This is a genomic window from Flavobacterium sp. HNIBRBA15423 (assembly GCF_052655965.1).
In genome coordinates this window covers 3,293,672-3,320,140 of record NZ_CP199751.1, presented here as the reverse complement: position 1 = coordinate 3,320,140, position 26,469 = coordinate 3,293,672, and the positions used below count along the sequence as shown (strand labels likewise).

At 27.4% G+C, this 26,469-nt stretch carries 20 protein-coding genes; 5 read left to right on the top strand and 15 right to left on the bottom strand.

The features are described from left to right. Positions 1-64: 64 nt before the first annotated feature. Positions 65-736: a methyltransferase gene (locus ACULEV_RS14850; protein ID WP_445455826.1), complete on the bottom strand. Its 672-nt coding sequence runs from the start codon at positions 734-736 to the stop codon at positions 65-67. A gap of 11 nt (positions 737-747) precedes the next feature. Further along, positions 748-2,271, bottom strand: a complete 1,524-nt coding sequence (locus ACULEV_RS14845) for a B12-binding domain-containing radical SAM protein (RefSeq protein WP_445455825.1) — start codon at positions 2,269-2,271, stop codon at positions 748-750. A 55-nt stretch (positions 2,272-2,326) separates the two neighbouring features. Between ACULEV_RS14845 and ACULEV_RS14840 the strand changes: the two genes are divergently transcribed. Further along, positions 2,327-3,259 (top strand): FkbM family methyltransferase, encoded by a 933-nt coding sequence (locus ACULEV_RS14840; protein ID WP_445455824.1) that lies wholly within the window; start codon positions 2,327-2,329, stop codon positions 3,257-3,259. A gap of 5 nt (positions 3,260-3,264) precedes the next feature. On the opposite strand, the gene ACULEV_RS14835 is transcribed toward ACULEV_RS14840, so the two are convergent. The 12 genes from ACULEV_RS14835 to polA all read right to left on the bottom strand — a co-directional run bounded on the left by ACULEV_RS14835 (position 3,265) and on the right by polA (position 20,215). Beyond that, positions 3,265-4,719 carry an arylsulfotransferase family protein gene (locus ACULEV_RS14835; RefSeq protein ID WP_445455823.1) on the bottom strand — a complete coding sequence of 485 codons (1,455 nt, stop codon included), beginning with the start codon at positions 4,717-4,719 and terminating at the stop codon, positions 3,265-3,267. Between the two features lie 1,156 nt (positions 4,720-5,875). After that, positions 5,876-7,432 (bottom strand): glycosyltransferase family 87 protein, encoded by a 1,557-nt coding sequence (locus tag ACULEV_RS14830; RefSeq protein WP_445455822.1) that lies wholly within the window; start codon positions 7,430-7,432, stop codon positions 5,876-5,878. Further along, on the bottom strand, positions 7,429-8,175 hold the full coding sequence (locus tag ACULEV_RS14825; RefSeq protein WP_445455821.1) for a glycosyltransferase family 2 protein: 747 nt from the start codon (positions 8,173-8,175) through the stop codon (positions 7,429-7,431). Before ACULEV_RS14825 ends, ACULEV_RS14830 begins: the two co-directional genes overlap by 4 nt. Beyond that, positions 8,175-9,290 carry a hypothetical protein gene (locus tag ACULEV_RS14820; protein ID WP_445455820.1) on the bottom strand — a complete coding sequence of 372 codons (1,116 nt, stop codon included), beginning with the start codon at positions 9,288-9,290 and terminating at the stop codon, positions 8,175-8,177. The genes ACULEV_RS14825 and ACULEV_RS14820 overlap by 1 nt, the downstream gene beginning before the upstream one ends. A gap of 8 nt (positions 9,291-9,298) precedes the next feature. Then, the gene (locus tag ACULEV_RS14815) at positions 9,299-10,111 is read right to left on the bottom strand and encodes a class I SAM-dependent methyltransferase (protein WP_445455819.1); all 813 of its coding nucleotides are present in this window, start codon (positions 10,109-10,111) and stop codon (positions 9,299-9,301) included. A 142-nt stretch (positions 10,112-10,253) separates the two neighbouring features. Further along, a complete protein-coding gene (locus tag ACULEV_RS14810; protein WP_445455818.1) occupies positions 10,254-11,771 on the bottom strand; it encodes a hypothetical protein in 1,518 nt (505 codons plus the stop codon). After that, positions 11,772-13,142 carry a B12-binding domain-containing radical SAM protein gene (locus tag ACULEV_RS14805; RefSeq protein WP_445455817.1) on the bottom strand — a complete coding sequence of 457 codons (1,371 nt, stop codon included), beginning with the start codon at positions 13,140-13,142 and terminating at the stop codon, positions 11,772-11,774. Then, complete coding sequence (locus tag ACULEV_RS14800) at positions 13,139-13,915, bottom strand: class I SAM-dependent methyltransferase (protein ID WP_445455816.1); 777 nt, start codon at positions 13,913-13,915, stop codon at positions 13,139-13,141. Before ACULEV_RS14800 ends, ACULEV_RS14805 begins: the two co-directional genes overlap by 4 nt. A 2-nt stretch (positions 13,916-13,917) precedes the next feature. Beyond that, complete coding sequence (locus ACULEV_RS14795) at positions 13,918-14,856, bottom strand: hypothetical protein (protein ID WP_445455815.1); 939 nt, start codon at positions 14,854-14,856, stop codon at positions 13,918-13,920. Positions 14,857-14,861: 5 nt separating this feature from the next. Next, the gene (locus ACULEV_RS14790; RefSeq protein WP_445455814.1) at positions 14,862-16,316 is read right to left on the bottom strand and encodes a B12-binding domain-containing radical SAM protein; all 1,455 of its coding nucleotides are present in this window, start codon (positions 16,314-16,316) and stop codon (positions 14,862-14,864) included. Beyond that, a complete protein-coding gene (locus ACULEV_RS14785) occupies positions 16,309-17,211 on the bottom strand; it encodes a nucleotidyltransferase domain-containing protein (protein WP_445455813.1) in 903 nt (300 codons plus the stop codon). The genes ACULEV_RS14790 and ACULEV_RS14785 overlap by 8 nt, the downstream gene beginning before the upstream one ends. A gap of 163 nt (positions 17,212-17,374) precedes the next feature. Further along, positions 17,375-20,215 carry a DNA polymerase I gene (gene polA, locus ACULEV_RS14780; protein ID WP_445455812.1) on the bottom strand — a complete coding sequence of 947 codons (2,841 nt, stop codon included), beginning with the start codon at positions 20,213-20,215 and terminating at the stop codon, positions 17,375-17,377. Positions 20,216-20,412: 197 nt separating this feature from the next. On the opposite strand from polA, the gene ACULEV_RS14775 reads away from it, so the two are divergent. From ACULEV_RS14775 to ACULEV_RS14760, 4 genes are all read left to right on the top strand, one after another. After that, positions 20,413-21,885: a hypothetical protein gene (locus tag ACULEV_RS14775; RefSeq protein ID WP_445455811.1), complete on the top strand. Its 1,473-nt coding sequence runs from the start codon at positions 20,413-20,415 to the stop codon at positions 21,883-21,885. Between the two features lie 645 nt (positions 21,886-22,530). Next, on the top strand, positions 22,531-23,997 hold the full coding sequence (locus tag ACULEV_RS14770; protein ID WP_445455810.1) for a hypothetical protein: 1,467 nt from the start codon (positions 22,531-22,533) through the stop codon (positions 23,995-23,997). 126 nt (positions 23,998-24,123) lie between these two features. After that, positions 24,124-25,356 carry a metallophosphoesterase gene (locus ACULEV_RS14765; protein ID WP_445455809.1) on the top strand — a complete coding sequence of 411 codons (1,233 nt, stop codon included), beginning with the start codon at positions 24,124-24,126 and terminating at the stop codon, positions 25,354-25,356. A 52-nt stretch (positions 25,357-25,408) separates the two neighbouring features. Further along, entirely contained in the window at positions 25,409-25,705 is a 297-nt protein-coding gene (locus ACULEV_RS14760; protein WP_445455808.1) for a thioredoxin family protein, read from the top strand. Here the strand turns inward: ACULEV_RS14760 and ACULEV_RS14755 are convergent. Beyond that, entirely contained in the window at positions 25,702-26,397 is a 696-nt protein-coding gene (locus ACULEV_RS14755) for a polysaccharide deacetylase family protein (RefSeq protein ID WP_445455807.1), read from the bottom strand. The genes ACULEV_RS14760 and ACULEV_RS14755 overlap by 4 nt on opposite strands. Positions 26,398-26,469 lie beyond the last annotated feature (72 nt).

Genomic DNA, 26,469 nt, shown 5'->3' with positions numbered 1-26,469 from the left:
AGTGTGATTGTGTTTTATTATTCAAATGTTAGATGTTCTAATAATATTACTTATTAGAAATTTATTATATATTTTTAATTCTTTTTTTTAAAGAATAAATATAGTTTTTTTCTTCGAATACTGTTTTACTTTTTAATACTTCAAAAGATAAATTGTTTTGCAATCCTATTCCTTTTATTTTTTCAATTTTGCAATCTTCAGATAAAATCATAAAAACATTTTGAAATTCAACTTTTGAATTGAGTTGGTAAAATAATTTTTCAAAATACTCAAAATTTTCACCACAAAACCAAGCTTGTTCCTGTATGTTTTTTGGTTTTTTTGGATAGTAAGGCGGATTTATAATAATATAGTCAAAATTTATAGGCTCAATATTATCAAATAAATCTGAAGAGATAGTCATGATAGAAAGATTGTTTTTTGTTGAATTCTTGTTTAGAAAATCAATCGCTTTGTCATTTATATCAGAAGCAAAAACAATAGCTCCTTTTTTTGCTGCTAAGCATGAAATGATACCACTACCACAACCTAATTCTAAAAAAGTCTTATTTTTTAAGTCAATAGGTTTAATAAAGTCGAGAAGAATTTTTGTACTTAATGTTAGATGTGGTGGGAAAACATCAGGATGTACTTTGATGCAAATATCTTCATAACAGTATTTTCTAGGTTTATAATAATAAAGTTTTAAACCGTATTTTAAAAAAGGATGTGTAATTTTTTTTATGAAGTTTCTCATGATAATCTTCATTATTCTGAGTAAAACCCTTCAATTTCTGGTTGGCGGTATTTCCAGATTTTATGTAAAGCCTTTATTTCGTATGGATAATGGTAAATTCCAGTTTTATATCGTATTCCAGAAATTAGTTGTAAAAAATGTTTTTTAGCACCTTTAATTCTAAAATCGGAAACGGTTGGATAATACCCATTTAAAACCGTTTCAAAATTTTTAATAGTATCAATCATATACGGTTTTAGCCAAGGAGTTAATGGGTTTTTTCTTAAATCAAAATTTTCCCAACTTGGAGAAATCCAATCTTCTAATTGTTCAGGAAATGAAAACCCAGCATCTAGTATTTGTTTGTATAATTCTGAGCCTTCTGTAGGAACTGGGCTAAAAAGATAAATAATAATTTCAGCATTCGGATTTATTTTTTTTATCTCTTTTATAAAATTAATATCCCATAAAATTTGGTCATAGACTTCTTTTTCGGTTTTTGCAGGCATTCCTAATACAAATGATAATTCTGGAATAATATCTGCATTTTTCATTCGAAGTACAAAATCTTTAATCATTTGACCTGTTTGTGTACCCCCTTTGTTCATTTGTTTTAAAACAGCATCATTACCAGTTTCAGCACCTAGAAATATCATTTTGCAACCTGCTTTTCGCATCAATTTTAAATCATCATCACTATACATATTGATGGTGTCAATTCTACCTTCTCCCCAATAACTGATATTGTCGTTCATAATTAATTCAGAAAATTCTAATACTCTTTTTTTTGAAGTAAAAAAATTGTTATCATGAAATTCTATTGCATCTATATTATATTTTTCTTTAAAGTATTTTACATCTTCATAAATACGCTTGGCAGACATTCCTTTCCATTTAGCATTATAAATGGGAACAACTGCACAAAATGAACAAGAAAAAGGGCAACCCATACTAGAATGATAAGATAAGGTTTTATTTCCCATAAAAGTTTTTGCCAAATAGTTTTTTACTGGATAAAACGAGTTCAAATAATCATAAGGGAATTTTGGTAACGTGTCTTGATCCAACAAAGCTTCTACTGCAGTTTTTATTATTTTCCCATTTTCATCCTTAAAGATTAGATTTTTTATAAGAATTAAATTTTCTTTCTTATTTGATTCCAAAGCTTCAATTAATTCTGGAAAAGTATTGTCACCAGGACCATTAATCACATAGTCCACATAACCAGAGTTTAATGAAACTTTATATTGATTTGAAGCAAAATAACCACCCCAAACAGTTATAATTTCAGGAAATTGTTCTTTAATTTTTTTAGTAAAAGGAATGGCCTGACGCAATTGTGGTCCAGGCATTACCGTGGAACCAAAATATTTAAATTCACCTGTTTTTAAATAATTTTCAATGGTTTGCCAAGGATTTTTTTCTAAATTTCCATCCACAAAAACATACTTGTATTTTTCATGAATGGAAGCACCAACTTGCAAAATTGAATTAGGAATTCTGTGTTTGCCATTAGCACTTTTAGGATTGAATATTATGGTTTTGTTTTGAGTCATTAAAAAAAATTATGTGTAAATTTAAAAGTTTATTATTAAATAAAATAGAAAGTGAATGAAATTTAAATTAAACCAGTTATTAAAGAAATATAAAATTGTAGCTTTTAATTTTGTTGATGTTGGTGCAATGGACGCTTTGGAGTATATTTATGAGTTAGATGCAGTAACTTGTATTGTAGGCTTTGAACCAAATAAAAACGAAGCATACAAATTATATAAAAAATATAATAGAGTACCTTTTCAATCCTTTGTTTTAGAGACAGATTGTTTGTCTGATAAACAAGAAGAAGTTGAATTCAATATAATGAAACATGCTTCGATGAGTAGTTTGTTAGATATAGATTTTGCTAATTATAAAAAAAATTTTGGTCAGTATAAAGAATTTGATTCATGGGAGAAAAATGTTAAGATAGAAGAAAAAATTAAAGTTAAATCTATCACTATTGATGATTATTTTAAGGAACACACTTTTATCGATTTTTTAAAATTAGATACACAAGGTTCTGAATTGAAAATTTTAAAAGGGGCTTCAAAGTTAATAGCAGAAAGAAGAATTGCTATTATAAAAGTTGAGGTTTCGACAATTCCCATATATAAGGATCAAGCTGTATTTTCAGATGTTGATTTGTTTTTAAGAGAGCAGGGATATGTTTTAGTTGATTTTTTAACCTATAGAGCTATTTATAACCCTTTATTTGGTAAATCGCAAAACAGGAATAGTCATTATGCACCTTGTGGTGATGCAATTTATATTTTAAATACTGAATATTTAAATGAATCGAGCAAAATCAGAAGCGCAATTATGTTAAATTGGTTAGGATATATAAGTTTAGCAAAACATATAATTAGCAAAACAATATTAACTTTGGATGAACAAAATTATATATTAAATTATAACTTTAAGTCATTAAAAAAGATGTTTAAACAATTTTTGATTAATATTTGTCCTCCGATAGTACTTTACTATTTTAAAAAGATTTTGTTTTAATGTAATTAGTTAAAAGAGATGTTATATTTTAATGCTCTATATGAATAAGTAAAACTATTAGGGTTATTAGTAAAACTTATATCTAGGACAATATTTCCGTTTGGGTCTATTTCGGTAATGTCAGATTTATTTGCATTAATTTGGGATGTTATATTTCCTCCCCATCCAATAAAATAATTCCCGTTATTTAGTTTTTGAACCGAACCCATAATATCAAAATAACGACCAAGATCTTTATATTCATATACTAGATTAGCGGTTAAATTTGTTGCATTTAATTCAAATTCAGCTATTCGAGTTTGTTGTGGATTTTTTGTAACACCATTGTCAAACAATAGGAGGTTTCCATTATTTAGTATAGTTGCATGATGAGTATGTGAAATAATTGAGTTTCCTGTTAAATTAAAATCATCGTTATTACCACCAAAACGCCATATAATTTGTCCGTTCGTTCTGTTTATTTTGTAAATTTGATTAGTATGTCTAGCAGAGATTACAAAATTTTGATCATTTGGGTCAATAGCAATAGAATTAAAATGAAAATAATCAACTTTGGCAGCCGTGGCATATTGATTGTAATAGATATTGTCTGTAGCGCTTAATAATTCTGGATAATCAGCAGTATTCCACTCAAAAATAACCTGATTATTTTCTATTTCCTGAAATAAAAATTCACTAATATTTACAGAATTACTTCCTCCATAGGAAGTCATATCAACATTTTCCCTTGTATAATATGTTGGAATTATATAATGATTATCATTTAAGTAGATAAAATCATGGTTATCAGTTGGATAACTCCCATGACCATTATTAGGAAGTAAATCTAATTCTTTTATTATTTCAAAGTTTTCATTCATGACAATAACTTTACCTAAAGTACTATCATTATAAGAATATCTTTTTTGTTGTGTATCAGTTTCAAAAAATTTAAAATTAATTATTTGATGATAAGTTTTTTTGTAATATACAGGAAATCCGTTATTATCCAATATTGCGAGATAGTTATTATTACTAATACCAATCGGTGATAATTCAAATAAATTTATGAAAACATATCCATTAGAAGGATTGTTTTTTGTAATCATATTAATTTTAGGCATATCTGTAGGTAGATAGTGAATAGTATAGGTCTTATTACTTGAGGAATTATCGCCAAGTTTTATAATAATGTCCTCTTCAGGATTTAATTTAAGATTCGTAATTTTATTCACAACTTTAATATCATTTATAAAAATGCTCTTTGAAGAAATAAAATCATTAATGGTAACCTGTATATTGTTTAACGTATTTAAAGAAGTTATGTAATAATCAGTAATTTCTGGATTAAATGCAGGGTAAATTTCACCTGTAGAAACTTCAATTAAACTTATAGAATTGTCAATTTCGTGTGTGTCATCATCTGAACATGAGGACAATGATATAAATATAAAAAAAACAATAGTGTTAATTTTTTTCATGATTCTTTTTTAATTATTGAAAATAATAGTAAAATTAGTATTTGTGTAATTGCACTTCCTAGTAAAGCACTATTAAGGTTAAAATTATAACATAATAATGTATAGGTCAAAATAAAATTAAAGATAGCTCCAATAAATAAAACAATTACAACTGTTTTTTCTTTGTGATTTTTAAATAAACTCAATATCTCTATTCCATAAATAAATGATGGAAATACATAAAAAAAGGCTATAATATATGTCCATAAAGAATAATTATTATTTAAAAAATGTAGTTGTAAAATGGATATACAAATGAGCGCTAAAGGTATTAAAGTTAATCCAAGAAGTAGGAATGTTTTTTTAACTTTATGGATGACAACTGTATTATTTCTGTAAATGTTTTTTATAAATGGAGTGTATATGTACATAGGTATCGACATTGTAAATAACAATAGAGTGTTCATAATTTGATAGTCTGAAGTAATGATTTTGTTATGAAAACTTTCTATAATGTAAACATCTATTTTAGAAATCATAAAGCCTAAAATAGAAAGAAAAAAGAACCAGATATTTTTTTTGAAATAAGATATATCAATTTTTAAGTTTTTTAAAATATATGTTTTTTTAAAGAGTAAAACATAAAGTATACTCTTTATTAATTGATATAAACTGTATATCAATACTATTTTTTTTACATTAATTTGTGATATTTGAAAATAGAAACAACTTAAAAAGAAGACAAAGCTTAAGGTTTCAATGTATATAGATTGGATGAATTTTTTTTCATAAATAATTAGTGATTCTGGAGAATTGACGAAGAATAATCCCAATTGCCATAAGAATAAATACAATCCTAAATCCATTTGAAAGTAAGAAAAATCTATTATAGTAAATAAGATTAATATTGGGAGTCTAATGATTAAACTAGATGTAAAATTTTCTCTTATTTTACTTGGGTTTTCACTAAATACACGAATTAAATGTTCTTTGTTCCCCCAATTAATTATTTGTTGAGCAAATAAAATATAAAGTAAAAAAGATATAAACTCTCCCCAAACTATTTTTGAGGAATAGTGTATTACTAAAAAAGGGATGAAAATTCCAAATATAGACATCAACACTTGTCGAAAAGCATTAGATGATATAAATCGGATTCTATTTATAATTTTTGAAGTCAATTAATATTGATTTTTCGCAACGTATAAAACCCAATTCCTCTATCATAATCTGACAAGAAGAGAATAGTTTTATGATCAATTAATGTTGGTTTTAACTTATTACTTTTATCAAAAGTAAGTTGTTTATTGTTATAATAAATTTGGTTGTCTTTAATTTGAAGTTCTTGACTTTCTTCCGATTTATATGAAATGGAACTTGAATTTTCTCCGTTTTCATTCCAATAAAGATAGGTTAAATTGTTGTCAGAAATTTCATAATCATAAACTAAAATTGGAAAGTTTTCTTTTGAAATGGGCTCTGATTGTGTGCGGTTTGATTCTTTAAAAATTAGAAACAATGCTATCGGCAGAATTGATATTGAAATTACAATTTTCCAGTTGATGGTTTTAAAAAATTGAAATAAAAAACAAATAAACATGAATACTAAAACCAATAATCTTAAATATGAAAGAGGAAATTTATTTTCAATAAAGTAGGGTAGAGGTGAGTTATTGATTAAAAATAATAGAAATATAAAAAAGCTCTTATAAATATAGGAAACTGAACTTTTCACTATACTAATCAAAGCAAAGAATAATAAAATAAATCCATAAGTGCTTCCATAAGGTGAAATTAAAAACGATACTATTACCCAATAGGAAAATATCAATAAATTGTTTGAATTCTTCCTGTTGATATAATAGCCTATTATGACTAATCCTATTTTGAATCCTAAAACTAAACTCGAAAATAAAATAGGATAATCAAAAAATGCGTTTGGATTTTCAACAGAATCGGATACCAACAATCGTTTTAAAAACATAAAAACAGATTGGTAATTATCTACAAAAGCAGTTGCAATTTCTCCATTTGAAGCTTTTGATAAAACTGAATTTAACCAAAAATGCCAAACTTCAAAACCAGTAAATAAAAGAGATATATTAAAAAGTAAAAAAGAAATGCCTAAAGTATAAAGTAAAGGTTTGAGTTGTCTTTTAAAAACAAAAATTAACAAAAATAATATTGGGAAAACCTTTAATAAAATAGCAAAACTTAAATATAAAGCCATTTTTTTAAACTGTTCTTTTTCGTAGGCAATTAATCCTTCAGATAAGAGAAAAAATAACAAAAAATAAACTTGTCCAAAAAGAAGATTGTTCTTTATTGGAACAAAAAAAAGTATTGGTACAAGAGTAATATATTTACGGTCTATTTTATAAAAATGTAATAAACGGTAACAACTAAAAATCAATAAAATAACAGAAATGCAGTTAAATACAAGTTTAGCTTTTCCTACAGAAATTAAAGTAAATGGTAAAAAGAAAACAGCTAAAAATGGAGTATTTGGAGCATAACTCACAAATATATTTTGAAATCCTAAGTTTGAAATAGCTTTATTGAATTCATAAGGAAAATATATAATTGAATTAAAACTTCCATCAGCTAAAAACTGTGCACCAAAATAATAATTAGCAAAATCATGAATAGGAAATGCTGTAGCTTTATAAAGATAGAATAAACAAAGCAAAAGTAATAATCCATACAAATGATATTTTAGTATAAATTGTTTCATAGATTTTTAAATAGCGAGAATTTAAATAATCTTGTTCTTTGAAGAAAATAAGTAATAGAAACACGTAAAACTCCAAATCCATATTTTATACTTCTATTAAAGTTGATAGAAGAAGCTTCTTCAAAATATTTTGCTGGACAAGAAATTTCACCTATTCGGGCTTTTAAATAACAACATTTTGCTAGAATTTCATTATCAAATATAAAATCATCAGAATTATTTTCAAAATCTATTTTATTTAAAATTGCTACATCAAAACAACGATAGCCAGTATGATATTCTGATAGTTTTTGATTCATTAAAATATTTTGGACCAATGTTAAAATTCTATTGGAAACATATTTATAGAATGGCATTCCCCCTTTTAGTGCTCCTTTACTCAAAATTCGGGAACCCAAAACTACATCATATAAATCATTAGCGACTAGAGTACACATAGCAGGAATCAATTTAGGTGTATATTGATAATCTGGATGTAGCATGACAATAACATTTGCTTTTAATTCGATGGCTTTTTTGTAACATGATTTTTGATTTGCTCCATAACCTTTATTTTTATCATGTAAAATAATATGATTTATGCCAATTTTTTTTGCAATTTCTATAGTGTTGTCATTGCTAAAATCATCTGTTAGAATAACTTCGTCTATTATGTCAAAAGGAATTTCTTCATAAGTCTTTTGAAGGGTTTTAGCTGCGTTATAAGCTGGAAGTACAACTATTATTTTTTTGTTATTCAGCATTATTGTAAATGATTTACTTCTATTTGTGATTCCTCTCTTACTGATGATGAAACTTGTAAGCCTTGAAATGGGGCTAAATTTTCTATTTCATTTCTGTCATATAAATCGCCAAGAAAAGGAAATTCATTATGGGTATGAGTAGAAAGACTAGATAATAAAATTTGTACTTCTGTAACCGTCATATTCCATTCTAAACTTAATCTTTCGGCTGATGGTTCCATAAATGAAATATAAAGTAATTCTGTAAAAGTATGTTGCTGCGTTTGGGAAAAATCTACACCATCAAAAAGTTCTAATTTTAATGTTTTATTATTTTCTCGATACTTTATTAAAGTATTTTGAAAGTCTGAATATGTTAAATATCCATTGTAATCATTTTGGGTTGTAAACATTTGATTAATTATTGATTCATGACACCACATGCATTTAGCTGGTTTTCCAGCGTTTGAATGACTTGGATTTGCATTAATCTTGCGATTGCCATTTGAATCAAATATCCCAAATCTTAATTGACCATTTGGAAGTAATTCAATAGTCTCATATTCATAAATTTCTTGAGTAACGGAATCGATTTCTTGACAGAAAAACAATTGATTAAAGCCATTTTGTTCAGAAAATTGAATAATGCGATGTTCTAAGGAAACACCAGAATTGTTTACATATCCTTTTTGAGGTAATAATGTGTATTTATTAAGTACTTCATTTAGCGTATTTGGAACATCTATAATTTCATAATAATGTTCTGAAGTTCCAATTAATAATGTAACATATCTTCCTAGATCAATACTATTATTTGTTTTATATTCTGAGGTGTTTTTAATTTTATCTGATAATAGTAAAAGTTTTTGAATAGCATTTTCATTGAAACCTAGTTTTTTAATATCAATTGTTATGGTATTATTGGTTATTATAAAACCATTTGCAGTATTAGGTAATGTTGCTCCAACATAAGATAATGCCCATTTTAATCCAATTAATGATTTATCAATAGTATCATCAGGATATGATTTATTCCATTTTAAATTTAAAGTTGCAGTCTCAATTAAATCTGAATAACTATCATTTTTACAAGAAATTTGAATTAATGCTAATAGAATTAAAAAATAGACTTTCATAGTATTGTTTATTTTTTTGTACACATAATTAAATACCCATTTAAATAATTACCTTTTTCAGCTGTAATGGACATTGTTTTTTTATAATTTAAATGTTTTAATTTATTGTTTTTATTCATTTTTGATTTAAAATTACCATAACTTGAAAATAGATTTGACAAAAAAAGAGAAAGAGATATCATTTTTTTTATTCCCACTTTTTTATTTAAATCTATTTTCAAGTTATGAATATTATCTACTTCAAAACCTATTCTTTCAATAAGTTTTTTCCAATCGTTAATATATGGATATTTTTCGTTTGCTTGAATTATTCCAAAATGGAATTTACAAAAAGTATTCATTTCTTTTATGGTTTCTATTGAAAATGTCTCTGACCAAATACCTTCATTAATAATTAATTTTCCTTTTGGTTTTAATACTCTTTTTAATTCATGGAAAATAAGTTTTAAATTATCTCCTTCAAGAATGGCTAAAACGGATTCTATATAAATTTTATCAAAAAAATCATTCTCATATGGTAATGATGTTTGAGAATTATTAATTTCAAGAGTTGCGTTTTTAATTCTGCAAAATTTTAATCTGGATTTAGCTTTTGTGTACATTAGTTCATTATAATCAATCCCATAGAAATTTGTCTTTTTGTATATAGAAGAGAAAAATGTTATTGTTGCTCCTGTGCCATATCCAAATTCTAATACATTTTCATTCTGTTGAAGATTAAGTTCTGCTAATAATAACTTTGTGGCTTTTCTTCCTTTTGGATGTAAATATCCTGTATTTGATTCACAGTAATAATCTAAAATATTTTGCGAATGGATCATTATTAATTCTTTTTTGTGCTATTTTTATTATTTAAAAACATAATCAAACATAATCAAACATAATCGTCTTATGTTATATCACTTTAACTTTAGAAATTATTTCTATAAAAATCCATTTTAAATAAATAACTATAAAGGCTTCTTATAATGAATTTATACTCTCAATTTTAGCAACTTCATAAACATAGTAATTAGAATTTGATAAAATATTATTAGTAAATTTAATGAGCAATCTAATTTTAAATTTATTATTAATGATTTCCCATTTATTCTGTTCAGTATTTGTTTTTAAATCTTCTCTTGATATATAAATAATAGTTTCATTGTGATATTTAAAATTAGATAGTAATTTAAATAACTCTTTTTTTGAAAAGTTTATTTTAGAAGCTACAACCCAATTACAGTAACTTTCATAGCTATTATTGTTTAAAAAAAATATTTTTTTACTTAAATAAGGACTTAAGGCTGTTCCTTCACAGGAAAAAGTTATAAGTTTTTTTGTAGTTAATTTTTCTTTTTTCAGATAATTAGTTACTTCTTTTGCTCCACTAAAAGGGAATTTTATTTCTAATGCATATGCATAAACACCACTAAAAAAATGGATTGAGAGAATGCTATAAATGATTATATTTTTCAATGTTTTAAACTGTAAATTCAATTTGTTGCTTTTTGGGTTGAAATCATTTTCAATCCAAAGTGCAATTATAATTATAATATAAGTTATACCGTCAAATCGAGTAGCTCCTCTTTGTGTAATAAAAAAGAAAATTTGTACTCCAACGAGTGTAATATATACAAAATAAAGTGTTTTCTTGTTTTTATAAAATAATAACAAAGGTATAAAGTAAACTAATAAACCTAAAATTGAAGAAATAGATTTATTTATATTTATCAAATAATTGGAGTTCCAAAAATGAATAGTTCTAAAGTCAGGAATAGTGATTAATCCTTTAAAAAAAGCAATAAACCCTTTGATAAGTTTCTCATGAAATGGAATATTGTCAAATGAATTTAATAGCCAACTTGAGTTAGTAGTTTGTATTTGGATTAATATAAAAATAAAACCAACCCCAAAAATTAAATAACCAAACACATTCTGTTTCTTAAATAGCTGCTTATTTTGGTATTGTTCTAGTGAAATAATTAGAAAAAAGCCAAATGAAATTACAGAAAAAAGTAAGTGTACATTGCAAGCTAAAATTAAATAAAAGCAAACTAGAATAAAATTTTGTTCTCTATTTTTGAAATATGATGCCACTAAAAATAAAAATAAAACCCCTAAAATATAATTCCTGCTAATTATATTATATTCAAAGAGCATAAAGTAGCCAAAAATGAATAGTACTTTAAATGTCCAATTGAAAGGTGCTTTTTTTAGAAAAACAAATACAACAGTAGTAGAAATTAATATATGTAGAAATTGCATCCAAAATGGATTAAGAGTAAATCTTGTTATTCCATAAAGTAAAATATTCCACAAAATGGGATGACCTTCATAACGTGTGTTTTGAATAAGTTCTAAAAAAGAATTACTATCTCTCGCCAAAAGCCAATGATGTGATTCATCTAACCATAATTCATGATGTAATATACCAAATAAGCTTATAATAAAATAAAGTGCTGTTAAAAAATAAATGTATTTTGTGTCAAGTTTTTCCATTTACCTATTTAAAATCATCAATCCACTTGCTAAAACCGCTTTTGTTTTATGCTTTAAAGCTTGGGTTATATTAGTACTTTTCTTTTTATAATACTCTACTTCATTTACCACTTTAGAAACTGCATAATCATAATATTTACGAGAATAAGTTCTTTTAAAATCAATATCTCTATCCGTTGAGGTTTCCCAATCTGGAGCAATTGTTATCTTGTCTTCAATGTCATTATAAAGGGATGTGCCTTTTATAGGATATGCTATAGTTATAGTATAATGTGTAGGATTAGCATCTTTTAAATATTGTATCGTTTCTGAGATGTCTTCTTCTGTTTCTCCTGGATAACCTAGCATAATAAAAGTCCCTGTTTCAATTCCTAATTGATTCGTTTTCTGAATGGCTTCTTTTACCACGTTAACATCAACACGTCTGTCCATTAAATCAATTATTTTCTGTGAACCACTCTCTGCTCCAATCCAAATTCTAAAACAGCCCACTTCTTTTAGTAACTGTAGAATGTCATCATTTAGACGTTCCGCTCTGGTTATGCATTCAAATGGAATAACAGCTTCTTGGTTTAAAACTTCTTCTTTAAAAGCTAATAACCATTTATGACTTACTGTAAAAACATCATCTACAAACCATATAGCATCAGGGTTGTATTGTTCTTTTAGTAGCTTCATTTCTGCTGCTACTTGTTCCGCAGGTCTTCTTCTATAACTTTGGCCATAAACCGCTGTGCTACACCATTTACAAGTATAAGGACAGCCACGTTGTGTGGAAATAGTCATCGAACTTTGTCCGTGATTGTTTTTCCAAGTGTCCAAGTATTTTTGCATGCTTATAGCTTCTCTATTAGGCAAAGGTAATTCGTCAAGTTCTTTAAATTTTGTTCGTGCTTTGGTTTGAACCACTTTTTCATTTTCTAAAAAAGCAATTCCATTTATTTCGTTATAATTTTGATTATTTAATATTGCTTTGTACAATTCAAAAGTGGTTTCTTCTCCTTCACCAATAACTAAAAAATCAGCACCAGCGTTTAAGTAGTTTTCAATATTATATGACACATCTGGACCACCAAGCACAATTTTTGGTTGGTTGTATTTTTCTGTTTTTAAGACTTTAATCAGCTTAATAACTTCAATTTTAGTCATTAGATTAGTGTAGATACAAACTACTTTTGGTCTTTTGTCTAAAATGAATTGTAATTGTTCTTTTTGGGTTGAAAAAGTAGTATCAAAAACATCATTAGGCACGTTTTTACTCACTAAATAAGCAGACACATACAACAACCCTAATGGTGGATAGGGTTTCATTATCTTTTGCTCCTTAGGATCATCAGATAAATAATAAGCATGTGTAAATAAAACACTCATTTTTTTTCTAAGATTATAATGTAATGATCGGCATATTTTGAAAGTAAAGACCAATCTTTGATTCTGTTTTCCAAATGATTTAAAAAATTTAAAAGACCTATTCTATTTTTAAAAAAGGGTTCTAAATAGGATGGTGGAATGAAAAAACCAATGGGTTTACTTTCTAGAACATTAAAATTTGTTTTTGCTAAATTTACAATATCTTTTGGATTATAATAATAGGTTGGTACATTTTCTCCATCTACATTAGCTATTGCAACTTCTTTTTTTCGTCTAAAAGCTTTGGAAAATTTTCCTTTTAAAAGGAAGTAGAATTGTTCCCACGTTGTGTTTTTAGGCATGATTACCAAGGCTAATTTGCCTTTTTTGTTAAGATTATTGGTAATACTATTAAAAAAAAGTTCCAGTTCAGTTTTAGTTAAGCAGTTTAACCCACCAAAATTGGAGAAAACCATATCAAACGTTCCAATATCTTTTTCCTCAGAAATTAGATTAATGTCTAATTGCGCAAAAGTTAAGTGACGATATTTATTTTTTGTTTTTCCAACAGTAATCATTTTTTCAGAAATATCAGTCGCCAATACATTGAAGTTTTGTTTGGCTAACCAGATAGCATCTTCACCAGTTCCACAATTGATTTCAAGAATATCTTTTATTTGATATAAATGTTTTGAGAGGAATTGGTAAACTAAATTGCGTTGAAGCTTACCAATCTTTGTATTTGTAAAAGATTGATCATACGTATTTGCTGCTATATCAAAACTGGCTTTCATTATTAGTTTGAAATTATTAATGTTCCTCTTTGAAATCTTGTTAGATCTTCAATATTTACAGTTGAATTATATTTTTTCAATATATCACTGTGAATGAGTTCGTGATTTAATTCTTTTCTTTCTCTATAATTCTCTCCAATAAAATCGATTACTCTTAGATTGTTTTTTTTGCATAACTCTAAATAAAATAGAAAAGAAAGTCTATTGGTGTAGGCAATAGGGTTTCCTGACCAGAAATTCCAATATTCATCCGAATATCTTAAAAAATTAAATTCTGAAATTTTCTTGTCTTGAAAAAATCCAGGATTGGCATAATGATCTATAAAGTTGATAGTGTGAACACTAGTTTCTTTTTCAGCTAAAGTTTCTTTTATAAATTTAAAAATTTCATTTATAATAGTTGGAGGAACGTGTTCTAATACAACTTGAGATGTTATGTAATCAAATTTATGTGAATAATTTTTAATGTTGGCTAAAGTATAAGGAGCAACATATTTAATTTTTAAAATATCAAACACTATATCTAGAGTTTTAGCTTGCTGAAGTATTTCAATTTTCTCAAGAATTTCTTTTTCAGTAAGAACACTGTTAGAGATAATATTTTTTATTAACTCTACGCTTTTTAAATGTTTTATTTGTTTTTTAAATGTTGAAAATTTAATATCTCGTGTTATATCAACAGTAATTATTTCATAAAAACCTAGTAAGGATAAAACAGTAGATGCTATTAATGAGTATCCTGTTCCTATTTCAAGAGCAATTTTTTTTGAGGATAAATTTATGTTACTATGGCTAAATTTTCTTAAACATTCATAAGTTTGATAAATGGCAACATTTCTATGATAGTTTTTATGTAAAGTTACAGGAATATGGTTAAAGCTATCGCCCAACTTTGTTTTGGATAATATTTTTTGAAGAAAAGCTTTTATTTTCCAATTCATCTTCTTTAGTTTAATTCAATAAGTTTCTTTAATGACAATTTATCCAAATAAGCACTAGGAACATAATAGCCTAATTTTACAATGGATTTCAATTTCATGACAGATGGTTTTGATTGAAAAAGTTGTTTTAAATTATAAATTCCTTGGCTTTTTCTATATTCTTTATGAACAAAACGTTGCAATTTTCTGTAATAATTGGATGAATAGGTTCCTTGAAACATCATATCTAAGTCGTCAGAATCTTTCCAGTTGGCTTTTAGTTTTAAATCATCTTTTACTTTTTCATAAAATTTGGTTCCAGGTAAAGGATATGATACTGAAATGCCTATATTATCTGGTAATAATTCTTTTACCATTTGTATTGTTTTCTGAATATCGCTTTGATTTTCTGTTAGATATCCAAATTGCAAAAAGAAAGCTACTTTAATATTTTTTTCTTTTAATAATCGAGTTGCTTGGTAAATTTCCTCAACTTTAGTGCCTTTATCCATGGCGTCCAAAATTTTTTGAGAAGCGCTTTCAGCACCAACCCAAACTTCTTCCAACCCTGATTCGGCTAAAGCATCAATAGTGTCTTCTTTCAATAATAAATCAACACGACTTTGAATAAAATATTTAATTTTGATATTTTTTTTCTTTAATTCTAAATTGAATTCTTGAACCCAATTGGGTTTTAACCCAAAAATATCATCGCACATCCAAAAACGTTTTACACCAAATTCTTTTTGTAAATACTCGATTTCGTTTACTATATATTCAGGTGAATGAGCATTGTATCGATTGCCATAAATAGGTTTTGCACACCAATTACATTTGTAAGGACAACCTCTTGTTGTGGCTAAGTTTATGGTAAATTCCTGCTTACTTTGTTTCCAAAGTTCTTTATAAGAATTACTATTTATTAAATCCCAAGCTGGTAGTGGTAATTCGTCTAAGTTTTGTAAAACAGCGCGAGGTTTGTTTATTTGAATTTCTGCTTTATTTTGAAAAGCAATGCCATTAACATTAGCTATAGATTCTTTGTTTTCTATAGCTTTTATAAGTTCTGAAAGGGTTATTTCTCCTTCACCTTGAATAATGTAATCGGCTCCTTTTTCTAAATATTCTGCATAATGGTCTGTGGAATCTGAGCTAGAAACAATTACAATACAATTATGTTGTTTACCAATCTGAATCATCTCAAAACAAGCCTCACGCATGGTTGTAAGACACATTTTAGTTAGATAATTAAATCCATCATCATAAATCACTAAATACTCGGGTTTAGTTTTTTCTAAAATAGGAATGATTGTTTTTGGAGAATCTAATAAATTAGTATCAAATAAATCTACTTCAAATCCTTTTTTTCTAAGTAATGAGGCTGCATACAAAGTTCCCAAAGGAGGAAATGGCATTTTGTTTTTCCATTGCTTTGGGTCTAATTTATAATAATAGGAATGTGAAAAAAGAATTTTAGACATTTTCTTTGTGTAATTCGATTTTAAATTCAATTTGTACTTCTTCCAGTTTTTTATTTAATGCTGAGATTACTTTTTTTTGAAAATTGGATGGATGATGCTTTGATATATTTTTAGTTGATTTTAATGCAATTTTAAAATCTTCTTTATTTAGATATTTAAATTTTGAATTCCATTTTCTTAAAGTAATGGATCTAAATGCTGAGTCTGTTAAATAACCAATTTTATTACTGAACACTAATTCTACTGATTTAGAAAAGAGTGTTTTTTTTGTGTTTTGAATTGAATCTGTTTTTGGTTGAAATTTTATAAAAAAAGAATTTATCCATTGATTGCTGTTATAAAAATTTTCAAATATTTCTTTACCTTCTAATGGGATTAATGTTTTTAATTCTGTTGCGGTAAATCGATTTTGTTCTTCAATTTCTAAATGGTTTTCAGAAATAAAGTAATTAATACAAAAGTGCTTTCTAGAATTTAAAAGAAATACTTTTTTATAAAACATTAAAAATGTTCTACAAACCCAAAGTTTTGAATGTTTTGTGATTACAAAAAAATCAATATCACTATCACTATCATAATATCCTTTTGATAAAGATCCAGATACTCCAACTGCTTTTACAAAAGGGAATTTTGAAATAAATTTCGCACGTCGTTTGGCAATTATCATTGCTTTTTTAGCCTGAATATTTCCTTTTAAACGTTTTGTAACACTTTCTAAGTCATTGCCATAAACATAAAAGCCATCGATGTTTTTTATGATTTTTTCAGTTAATAAATGACTCAATTCTTTTTTAGTTTCACTTAAATCTTCATGATTTGTGTAACTGTGAATTTCATCAATATTTAAAGGATATCTAAATATTGAAAAATATAGAATAGTTTTTAGGCTGTCCAATTGTTTGTTTGTTTTTGTTTTCCCAAAAATAGTAAGTAAAAATTATCTATGCATGTTTTTTCATATACTTTTTATATGTACTTATAGATATGTTTTATATCTTACTTTAATAGATATCCTTTTTTAAATTAGGTTGCGTTGATTTTATTAAAAAAAATATATTTTAATGTGCTTCTAACCAGTCTTTACCTAATCCTAAATCTACAATTAATGGAACATCTAGTTTAAATGCATTTTCCATTTCACTTTTAATCATCGGCTGAATTTTTTCTAATTCACTATTATGTACATCAAAAACAAGCTCATCATGAACTTGTAATAACATTTTTGATTGCCATTTTTCTGCTTTTAATCGCTTATGAATATTAATCATTGCTATTTTGATAATATCTGCTGCGCTTCCTTGAATAGGAGCATTTACTGCATTTCTTTCTGCTCCACCACGCACTACTGCATTAGCGGAATTAATATCTTTTAAATAACGTCTTCTGCCCAAAACAGTTTCAACATAACCATTTTCTCTTGCAAAATCTACTTGATCAGACATGTAAGCTTTTAGTTTTGGATACGTTTTGTAATAAGCATCTATTAAATTTGCACTTTCGCTACGTGTTAAATCAGTTTGGTTACTTAATCCAAAAGCTGAAACACCATAGATAATTCCAAAGTTTACCGTTTTGGCATTACTACGTTGCTCTTTGGTTACTTCTTCTAATGGAACATTGAATACTTTTGAAGCAGTAGAGCGGTGAATATCTTCTCCTTTTTTAAAGGCTTCAATCATAGTGGTTTCTCCAGATAATGCAGCAATAATACGCAATTCTATTTGAGAATAATCGGCTGCTAGTAATGTGTAGTTTTCATCACGGGCAATAAATGCTTTTCTAATTTGACGACCTCTTTCTGTTCGAATAGGAATATTTTGTAAATTAGGATTATTGGAACTTAAGCGACCAGTTGCTGCAACCGTTTGCATATAATCTGTATGAACACGGTGTGTTTTTGGATCAACCTGATTGGGTAAAGCATCAACATAAGTGCTTTTTAATTTTACTAATTGTCTCCATTCTAATATATAACGAACAATTTCATTATCTTTTGCTAAATAACTTAAAATTTCTTCACCAGTTGCATATTGACCTGTTTTAGTCTTTTTTTGTTTTGGACCACCAATTTTTAATTTGTCAAACAAAATGTCTCCTAATTGTTTTGGAGAAGCTAAATTGAATGTTTCACCTGCTATTTCATATATTTTTTGTTCGAATTCATTAATTTCAATTTGCATATCTTTTGACATACTGTTTAAAAAACTAACGTCTAAATTGATTCCTTCACTTTCCATAGTGGCTAAAACTTCTACCAAAGGAATTTCGATATTGTCAAATAATTTTTTTGTACCAACTTTCTCTAAAATTGGTTGGAAATGCTCTTTTAATTGATAAGTTACATCAGCATCTTCCACAGCATATTCTTTTACTTCTTCCACAGCAACATCTCGCATCGATTTTTGATTCTTTCCTTTTTTGCCAATTAAAGTTTCAATCGATTTTGGAGCATATTTTAAATAGGTTTCAGATAACACATCCATATTATGACGCATATCTGGATTGATTAAATAATGTGCTATCATAGTGTCGAAGAATTTTCCTCTTACTTCAATACCATAATTAGCTAATATTTTTAAATCATATTTCAAGTTTTGCCCAATTTTTTCAATGCTCTCATTTTCAAAGAATGGGATAAATTTTTGTGCTAATGTTTTTGCTTCTTCTTGATTTTCAGGAAATGGAACGTAAAATCCTTTTCCTTTTTCCCACGAAAAGGCAATACCAACTAATTCTGCATTTAGTGCGTCTAAACCTGTAGTTTCTGTGTCAAAACAAACAGAAGATTGTTTTTCTAAATTTTGTAATAATAATTTGGTAGCCAAATCACCTTGAACAATTTGGTAAAAATGTTCTGTGGTTTCTAAAGTTGCATAGAATGAATTATGAACTTCTTCAGTAGTATTTTCATCAGAAAAGCCAAATAAATCAAATTGATTTTCGTTTTTTGGAGGAGATTTTCTGACTGTTTTTTCAGTAGGAGAATTAGTGTCTGTTATTGAGTCATATTCATTTCCTGAACCAAATAATTTATCAAATTGTGCTTTCATTTGACGAAATTCTAATTCTTGGAAAATTTCATCTGTTTTTTCTACATCTGGATGAGAAAGTTCAAAGTCTTTTTCGTTAAATTGAACAGGACAATCGAGTAGGATAGTGGCTAATTTTTTTGAAAGAATACCTTTTTCTTTATTAGCTTCTATATTTTCTTTCATTTTTCCTTTCAGTTCATGAGTACTTTCTAAAAGTTTCTCCATCGAACCATATTCTGCTAAAAATTTTTTTGCGGTTTTTTCACCTACACCAGGTAATCCTGGAATGTTGTCTACAGCATCCCCCATCATTCCTAAAAAATCAATTACTTGTAATGGATGCTCTACTTCAAACTTGGCTTGTACTTCTGGAATACCCCAAATTTCAATTCCGTTCCCCATACGAGCAGGACGATACATGAAAATATTTTCAGAAACTAATTGGGCAAAATCCTTATCTGGGGTTACCATAAATACTTGGTAACCTTCTTTTTCAGCTTGTTTTGCTAATGTTCCGATTAAATCATCAGCTTCAAAGCCCGCTTTTTCCATAATAGGAATATGCATTGCTTTTAATAACTCTTGGATATATGGAATTGCAATTTTAATGGCTTCAGGTGTGGCATCACGATTGGCTTTATATTCTGGGAACATTTCATTTCTTATATGACTTCCTCCATTGTCAAATGCTACAGCTAGATGGTCTGGTTTTTCACGTTTAATGACATCCATCAAAGAATTCATAAACCCCATAATGGCAGAGGTATCCATTCCTTTTGAGTTGATTCTTGGATTTTTTATAAAGGCATAATAGCCTCTAAAGATTAGTGCATAGGCATCGAGAAGAAATAAACGTTTCTGTGACATTGAAATGTGGTTTTAATTCAAAATGTAAAAATACAATTCTTTAAAGATTTTACTTTATATATGGTGTAAAAAATGTAGACATGTTTAATTTGTGTTATTTTTCTTATTATTGTTAAATATTCATGTTTAAGCCATTTTTATTTGTAATATGGTAATTTTTTTCATAAATTTATCACAATAACCTAAATCTTTTCCTTATGAAAAATGCTAGTACTTCTTCTGTTGTAAAAATATGTATATTATTATTTATTATGTCAACTATGTTTCAACACATAGAAGCACAAGTGGGAATTAATACTACAAGTCCAGATGCAAGTTCGATTTTGGATTTGACGTCAACCACACAAGGTCTTTTACCTCCTAGAATGACAACTGCTCAAAAATTAGCAATAGCATCACCTGCAAATGGATTGTTAGTATATGATACAGATTTAAATGGATATAGTTATTATGATTTGCCTACAGCTACTTGGGACAATATACCGCATGGGAGATCAAATTTTAAGCGAATTAAGCCTACAGATATTTTGTCTTCTGTTTTAGCAGCCGAATTAGCAGCAGGAGGAGGTACAAAGTATTTATTAGATACACAAACATTGTATGAGATTAATGGAACAATATTAGTTGACTTTCCTATAGAATTAAATAACGCTTATATTATAGGTTTAGATTCTGGGGAAGATAAATTAATAAAAGTTTCTGGAGATTTGTTTGTGGGAACGACAGGTGGTGCGATTAAAGTATTAACACTCGTAGCTTCTACTGGCAATGTATTTAATATAAATGGAGGAGGTACTCAAAATTTAATTTTTAGAGATACTATAGTTGCAAGTTCTGCCAATGTAGGTGTGCTTGAAAATTTTGCTTTAGTTTTTGCTAGTATTATCCAATTTGCTGGCAATACAAATGGAATTATTTATAGAGATATTTCAAAATTGCTATTAGATAATCAAGCATGGTTTGGAAATAATGCTGGGACTTATGAAAAGTATGAGGGGACTTTTAGTACAATTCAAAAGCAAGGTGGTTTTAGTGAACTTTATGGAGCAACTATAGGAGTTGATGTATCTTCAAATCCTACTATATCAATACAGGGAACTATGTATGCTGTTAATTTTATTGGAGCACCTACTACTGGTTTTTTTGTAAAAAAATATACAACGGGTTCTTATACAGGTTATAATTTTAATAATAAATGGGATATAAACTGTCAGGGTATTCCATTAGAAAGTGATGCTGTTGCTGTTGGAGATGTTAATTTTGATTTTGCAGTAGGTTCAGGAGTGTTGACTACATTATCTACAGGTACTCCTATTAAGATAGTAGGAACTACTACAGCGAATAATTTTTTTAGAGCTTCAACAGGATCTTCAGACAATAGATTGCAATATCTAGGTAGTCAGAAGAGATTTTTTACTATAAATGCTGCGGTGTCTTTTCAAGCAACTAATAGTAGTAATACCATTTATGTAATTTATATTGCTAAAAATGGTACTGTTATTAATCGTTCAAAAACGTATATTTTTACAACTAATACAAGTGATATTTTAGCTCTTCCTTTGCAATGTGCAGTAGAACTATCACCTAACGATTATGTAGAAGTTTATGCGGAAAGATATAGTGGAACAAGTAATATGCTTACTGTATCTTTAAATCTTTTTATGAAATAATAATCTTAATAGCATGCAAAGAAAGAATCAATGTGAAAACATTGATTCTTTCTTTGCATATCATTTCATCTAAAACAAATTAAGTTACTTTCAATCACATATACAAATTTGTATTGAGTACCTAATATTAGTTTTATATAAAAACTTGTTATGTTAATTGATAGTTTTTATAGTTTTTTGTTTTTAAAATGAATTTCAAAAACATTTTTTAATTTTTAATCCTTTTAAAATCAGTTTTTTATAATTTTATTTGAAATATTTTTCCTTTTTATTTCACTCCTCTTTTTTGACTCATTAATAAAGTAAAAAAAGAGGAGATTTTATGTAAAATTCATTTATCTACACAAATAAGTCTTTTAACGATAGTATATCTTTTGTTTATCTAAAATTGTAAAACAGCGACTTTAGTTATAATAAATTTACATTATAATTTAAAACCAGCTAATATGATAAATTTTTCTTTTCCTATTTTGAAATTGCTAATAACTACTTTCTCTGTTTTCTTAATTTTTAATGCAATGATACTAAACAGATTTGTTGATTGTGATTATAGAATGCATTTGTTTCAATTTAATGGAAGGTTCTATTGATCTAATTGCTGATAGATATATTTTAAAATTATTTAACTATTAACTATATAATATTATGAAAAAAAAGCTATTTAAACCGGAATTATGTGTTTTGTTGATTATATTAATTTTTTTCGAGCAAAACATTATTGCCCAAGTTGGGATTAACACTACATCTCCTAATGCTTCTGCAGCTTTGGATATTAGTTCAACTACACAAGGTCTTTTAACTCCAAGGATGACAACAGCTCAAAAATCAGCAATAGCATCACCTGCAAATGGATTGTTAGTGTATGATACAGATTTAAATGGGTTTAGTTATTATGATTTGCCTACAGCTACTTGGGATAATATACCACATGGAAGATCAAATTTTAAGCGAATTAAGGCTACAGATGTTTTGGCTTCTGTTTTAGCAACCGAATTAGCAGCAGGAGGAGGTACAAAGTATTTATTAGATACACAAACATTGTATGAGATTAATGGAACAATATTAGTTGACTTTCCTATAGAATTAAATAACGCTTATGTTATAGGTTTAGATTCTGGGGAAGATAAGTTAATAAAAGTTTCTGGAGATTTGTTTGTGGGAACGACAGGTGGTGCGATTAAAGTATTAACACTCGTAGCTTCTACTGGCAATGTATTTAATATAAATGGAGGAGGTACTCAAAATTTAATTTTTAGAGATACTATAGTTGCAAGTTCTGCCAATGTAGGTGTGCTTGAAAATTTTGCTTTAGTTTTTGCTAGTATTATCCAATTTGCTGGCAATACAAATGGTATTATTTATAGAAACATTACAAAATTATTATTAGATAATCAAGCATGGTTTGGAAATAATGCTGGGACTTATGAAAAGTATGAGGGGACTTTCAGTACAATTCAAAAACAAGGAGGTTTTAGTGAGCTTTATGGTGCAACAATAGGTGTTGATGTATCTTCAAATCCTACTATATCTATACAAGGAACTATGTATGCTGTTAATTTCATTGGAGCACCTACAACAGGTTTTTTTGTAAAAAAATATACAACGGGTTCCTATACAGGTTATAATTTTAACAATAAATGGGATATAAACTGTCAGGGTATTCCATTAGAAAGTGATGCTGTTGCTGTTGGAGATGTTAATTTTGATTTTGCAGTAGGTTCAGGAGTGTTGACTACATTATCTACAGGTACTCCTATTAAGATAGTAGGAACTACTACAGCGAATAATTTTTTTAGAGCTTCAACAGGATCTTCAGACAATAGATTGCAATATCTAGGTAGTCAGAAGAGATTTTTTACTATAAATGCTGCGGTGTCTTTTCAAGCAACTAATAGTAGTAATACCATTTATGTAATTTATATTGCTAAAAATGGTACTGTTATTAATCGTTCAAAAACGTATATTTTTACAACTAATACAAGTGATATTTTAGCTCTTCCTTTGCAATGTGCAGTAGAACTATCACCTAACGATTATGTAGAAGTTTATGCGGAAAGATATAGTGGAACAAGTAATATGCTTACTGTATCTTTAAATCTTTTTATGAAATAAATTTAAATTTATCTTATATAATTGAAAGGCTAATAATCTGTATTAGCCTTTTTTGTTAGTTAAAATTTTAATAATTACTACTTTGCACTGATTGAATATTTGTTACTTTGTGCAAAATTATTTCAAATGCTTCGTTGGTTAATACCTTTGTTACTAATTTCCCTTTTAGAGTTTTATTCTTTTCAAGCTGTTAAAACAGTTGTAAAATCTAAGTGGGTTTTAGGGTTTTATCTTTTAGTGTCTTTGGCAGTTATAGTTTATATAACTTATTTCTTTTTAACTCATGATAGAGGATCTGGACAAAATAAACAATCACTTTTCACTATAGGATTGTTTTTAATAGCTTTTGTTCCAAAGATTTTTTTAACGGTTATTTTATTAGGAGAGGATATATATAGATTATTATCTGGTTGTTTGAATTATTTTGTAGGTAATAACCGTAGTGATTATTTTTTCCCGCAAAGAAGAAAGTTTGTAAGTCAAATAGCGCTTAGTCTTGCAGCAATTCCATTTGGATCATTAATGTATGGAATAACTATTGGTAAATATAATTTTAAAGTTAGAAAACAAACCTTGTTTTTTCCAGATTTGCCACCAGAATTTGATGGAACAACGATTACACATATTTCTGATATTCATAGTGGAAGTTTTGATAATCCTGAAAAAATTCAATATGCAATAGATTTGATTAATGAACAAAATTCTGATTTGATATTATTTACAGGAGATATTGTAAATACACATGCTAAAGAAATGCATCCTTGGATAGATACTTTTAAAGGTATTCATAATCCTAAATTGGGTAAATTTTCGGTTCTAGGAAATCATGATTATGGAGAGTATTTTGAATGGGATTCTAATGAAGAAAAATTAGCAAATTTTAATGAGATTAAAGATTTACACCGACAAATTGATTTTGATTTACTATTAAATAGAAATGTTGAAATTAAAAAAGGAAAAGATTCAATAAAATTAATTGGAGTTGAAAATTGGGGAAAACACTTTAAGAAAGCAGGAGATTTAGCAATAGCTTCCGAAGGTGTTAGAAAAGAAGATTTTAAAATTTTAATGAGTCATGATCCAAGTCATTGGGATGCTGAAGTACAACATCATGATAATCATTACCATTTAACACTTTCTGGTCATACACATGGTTTTCAGTTTGGAATAGAAATCCCAGGTTGGATTAAATGGAGCCCAGTACAATATGTATATAAACAATGGGCTGGTTTATATGAAAATGTAGGTCGATATATTTATGTAAATAGAGGATTTGGATTTCATGCCTATCCTGGTCGAGTTGGAATTATGCCAGAAATAACTGTTATCGAACTAAAAAAGAGTGAAAATGTAGCATAATTCAGTAAAAATGCTACATTTGTATATTATTTTTGCTTAAAAATTTCGATTTATGTCAAAATTTGGAGAACTTATCGATGCTCATGTACCTGTATTGATAGATTTTTTTACAGAATGGAACGAGCCTTCAGTTGCAATGAATGAAGTTATTCGTGATGTTGCAGCAGCTTTAGGTGATAAAGCTAGGGTTATTAAAATTGATGTGGATAAGAATCGTGAGCTAGCTGAAGCTTTACGTGTTAAAGGATTGCCTACTTTGATGATTTACAAAGAAGGTCAAATGGTTTGGAGACAAAGTGGTGAAATGGATGCTAATACTTTGATTGCATTGGTTCAAGAACAGTCTTAAACGATAGTTTCAAAAACAAATCCTTTTTCTTTTAGTTTTTGTATTGCTTTAGGTAATGCATATTGTAAGTTTTTTTTAGCTTTTATGCTATCGTGAAATACAATTATACTTCCAGCAGTTGTATTTTTAACTACATTTTCCAAACAAATTTCGGGTGTACTATTTTGATCAAAATCATAGCTTAAAACATCCCACATTATTATTTTGTATTTTTTTAGCTTGATTTTTTTAGCTTGTAGTCGTTTTATTTTACCATAAGGAGGACGAAATAATTTAGAATGTTCAGTTTGCAGTTGAGGATTTGAAATTATACATTTGTCATCTTTAGAATTATCCATTTCCCTTTTTGTATTCTCTAATATTTCATCACATAGCCTAAAATTTTCATAATAAAGGTTTGAATTGGTTTTCCATCCATTTAAATGATTAAAAGTATGATTCCCAATGGAATGTTTTTCTTGTATTATCCTTTTGAAGGTTTGCGGATGCTTTTTTATATTGTCACCAATACAGAAAAATGTTGCTTTTATATTTTCTCTTTTTAAGATATCTAAAACCCATTCTGTGACTTCAGGAATAGGGCCATCATCAAAAGTTAAAAATATTTTTTGCTCAGTGTTTTTTATTTTCCAGATATAATTTGGAAATAAATATTGAATAAATGAAGGTGTTTTAATCCAAAAAGTACTCATAATGTAAATGTAAAGAATAAAAAAATGTGATAAGAAATCCTTATCACATTTTTTAGTTTTTAAAACTAATTA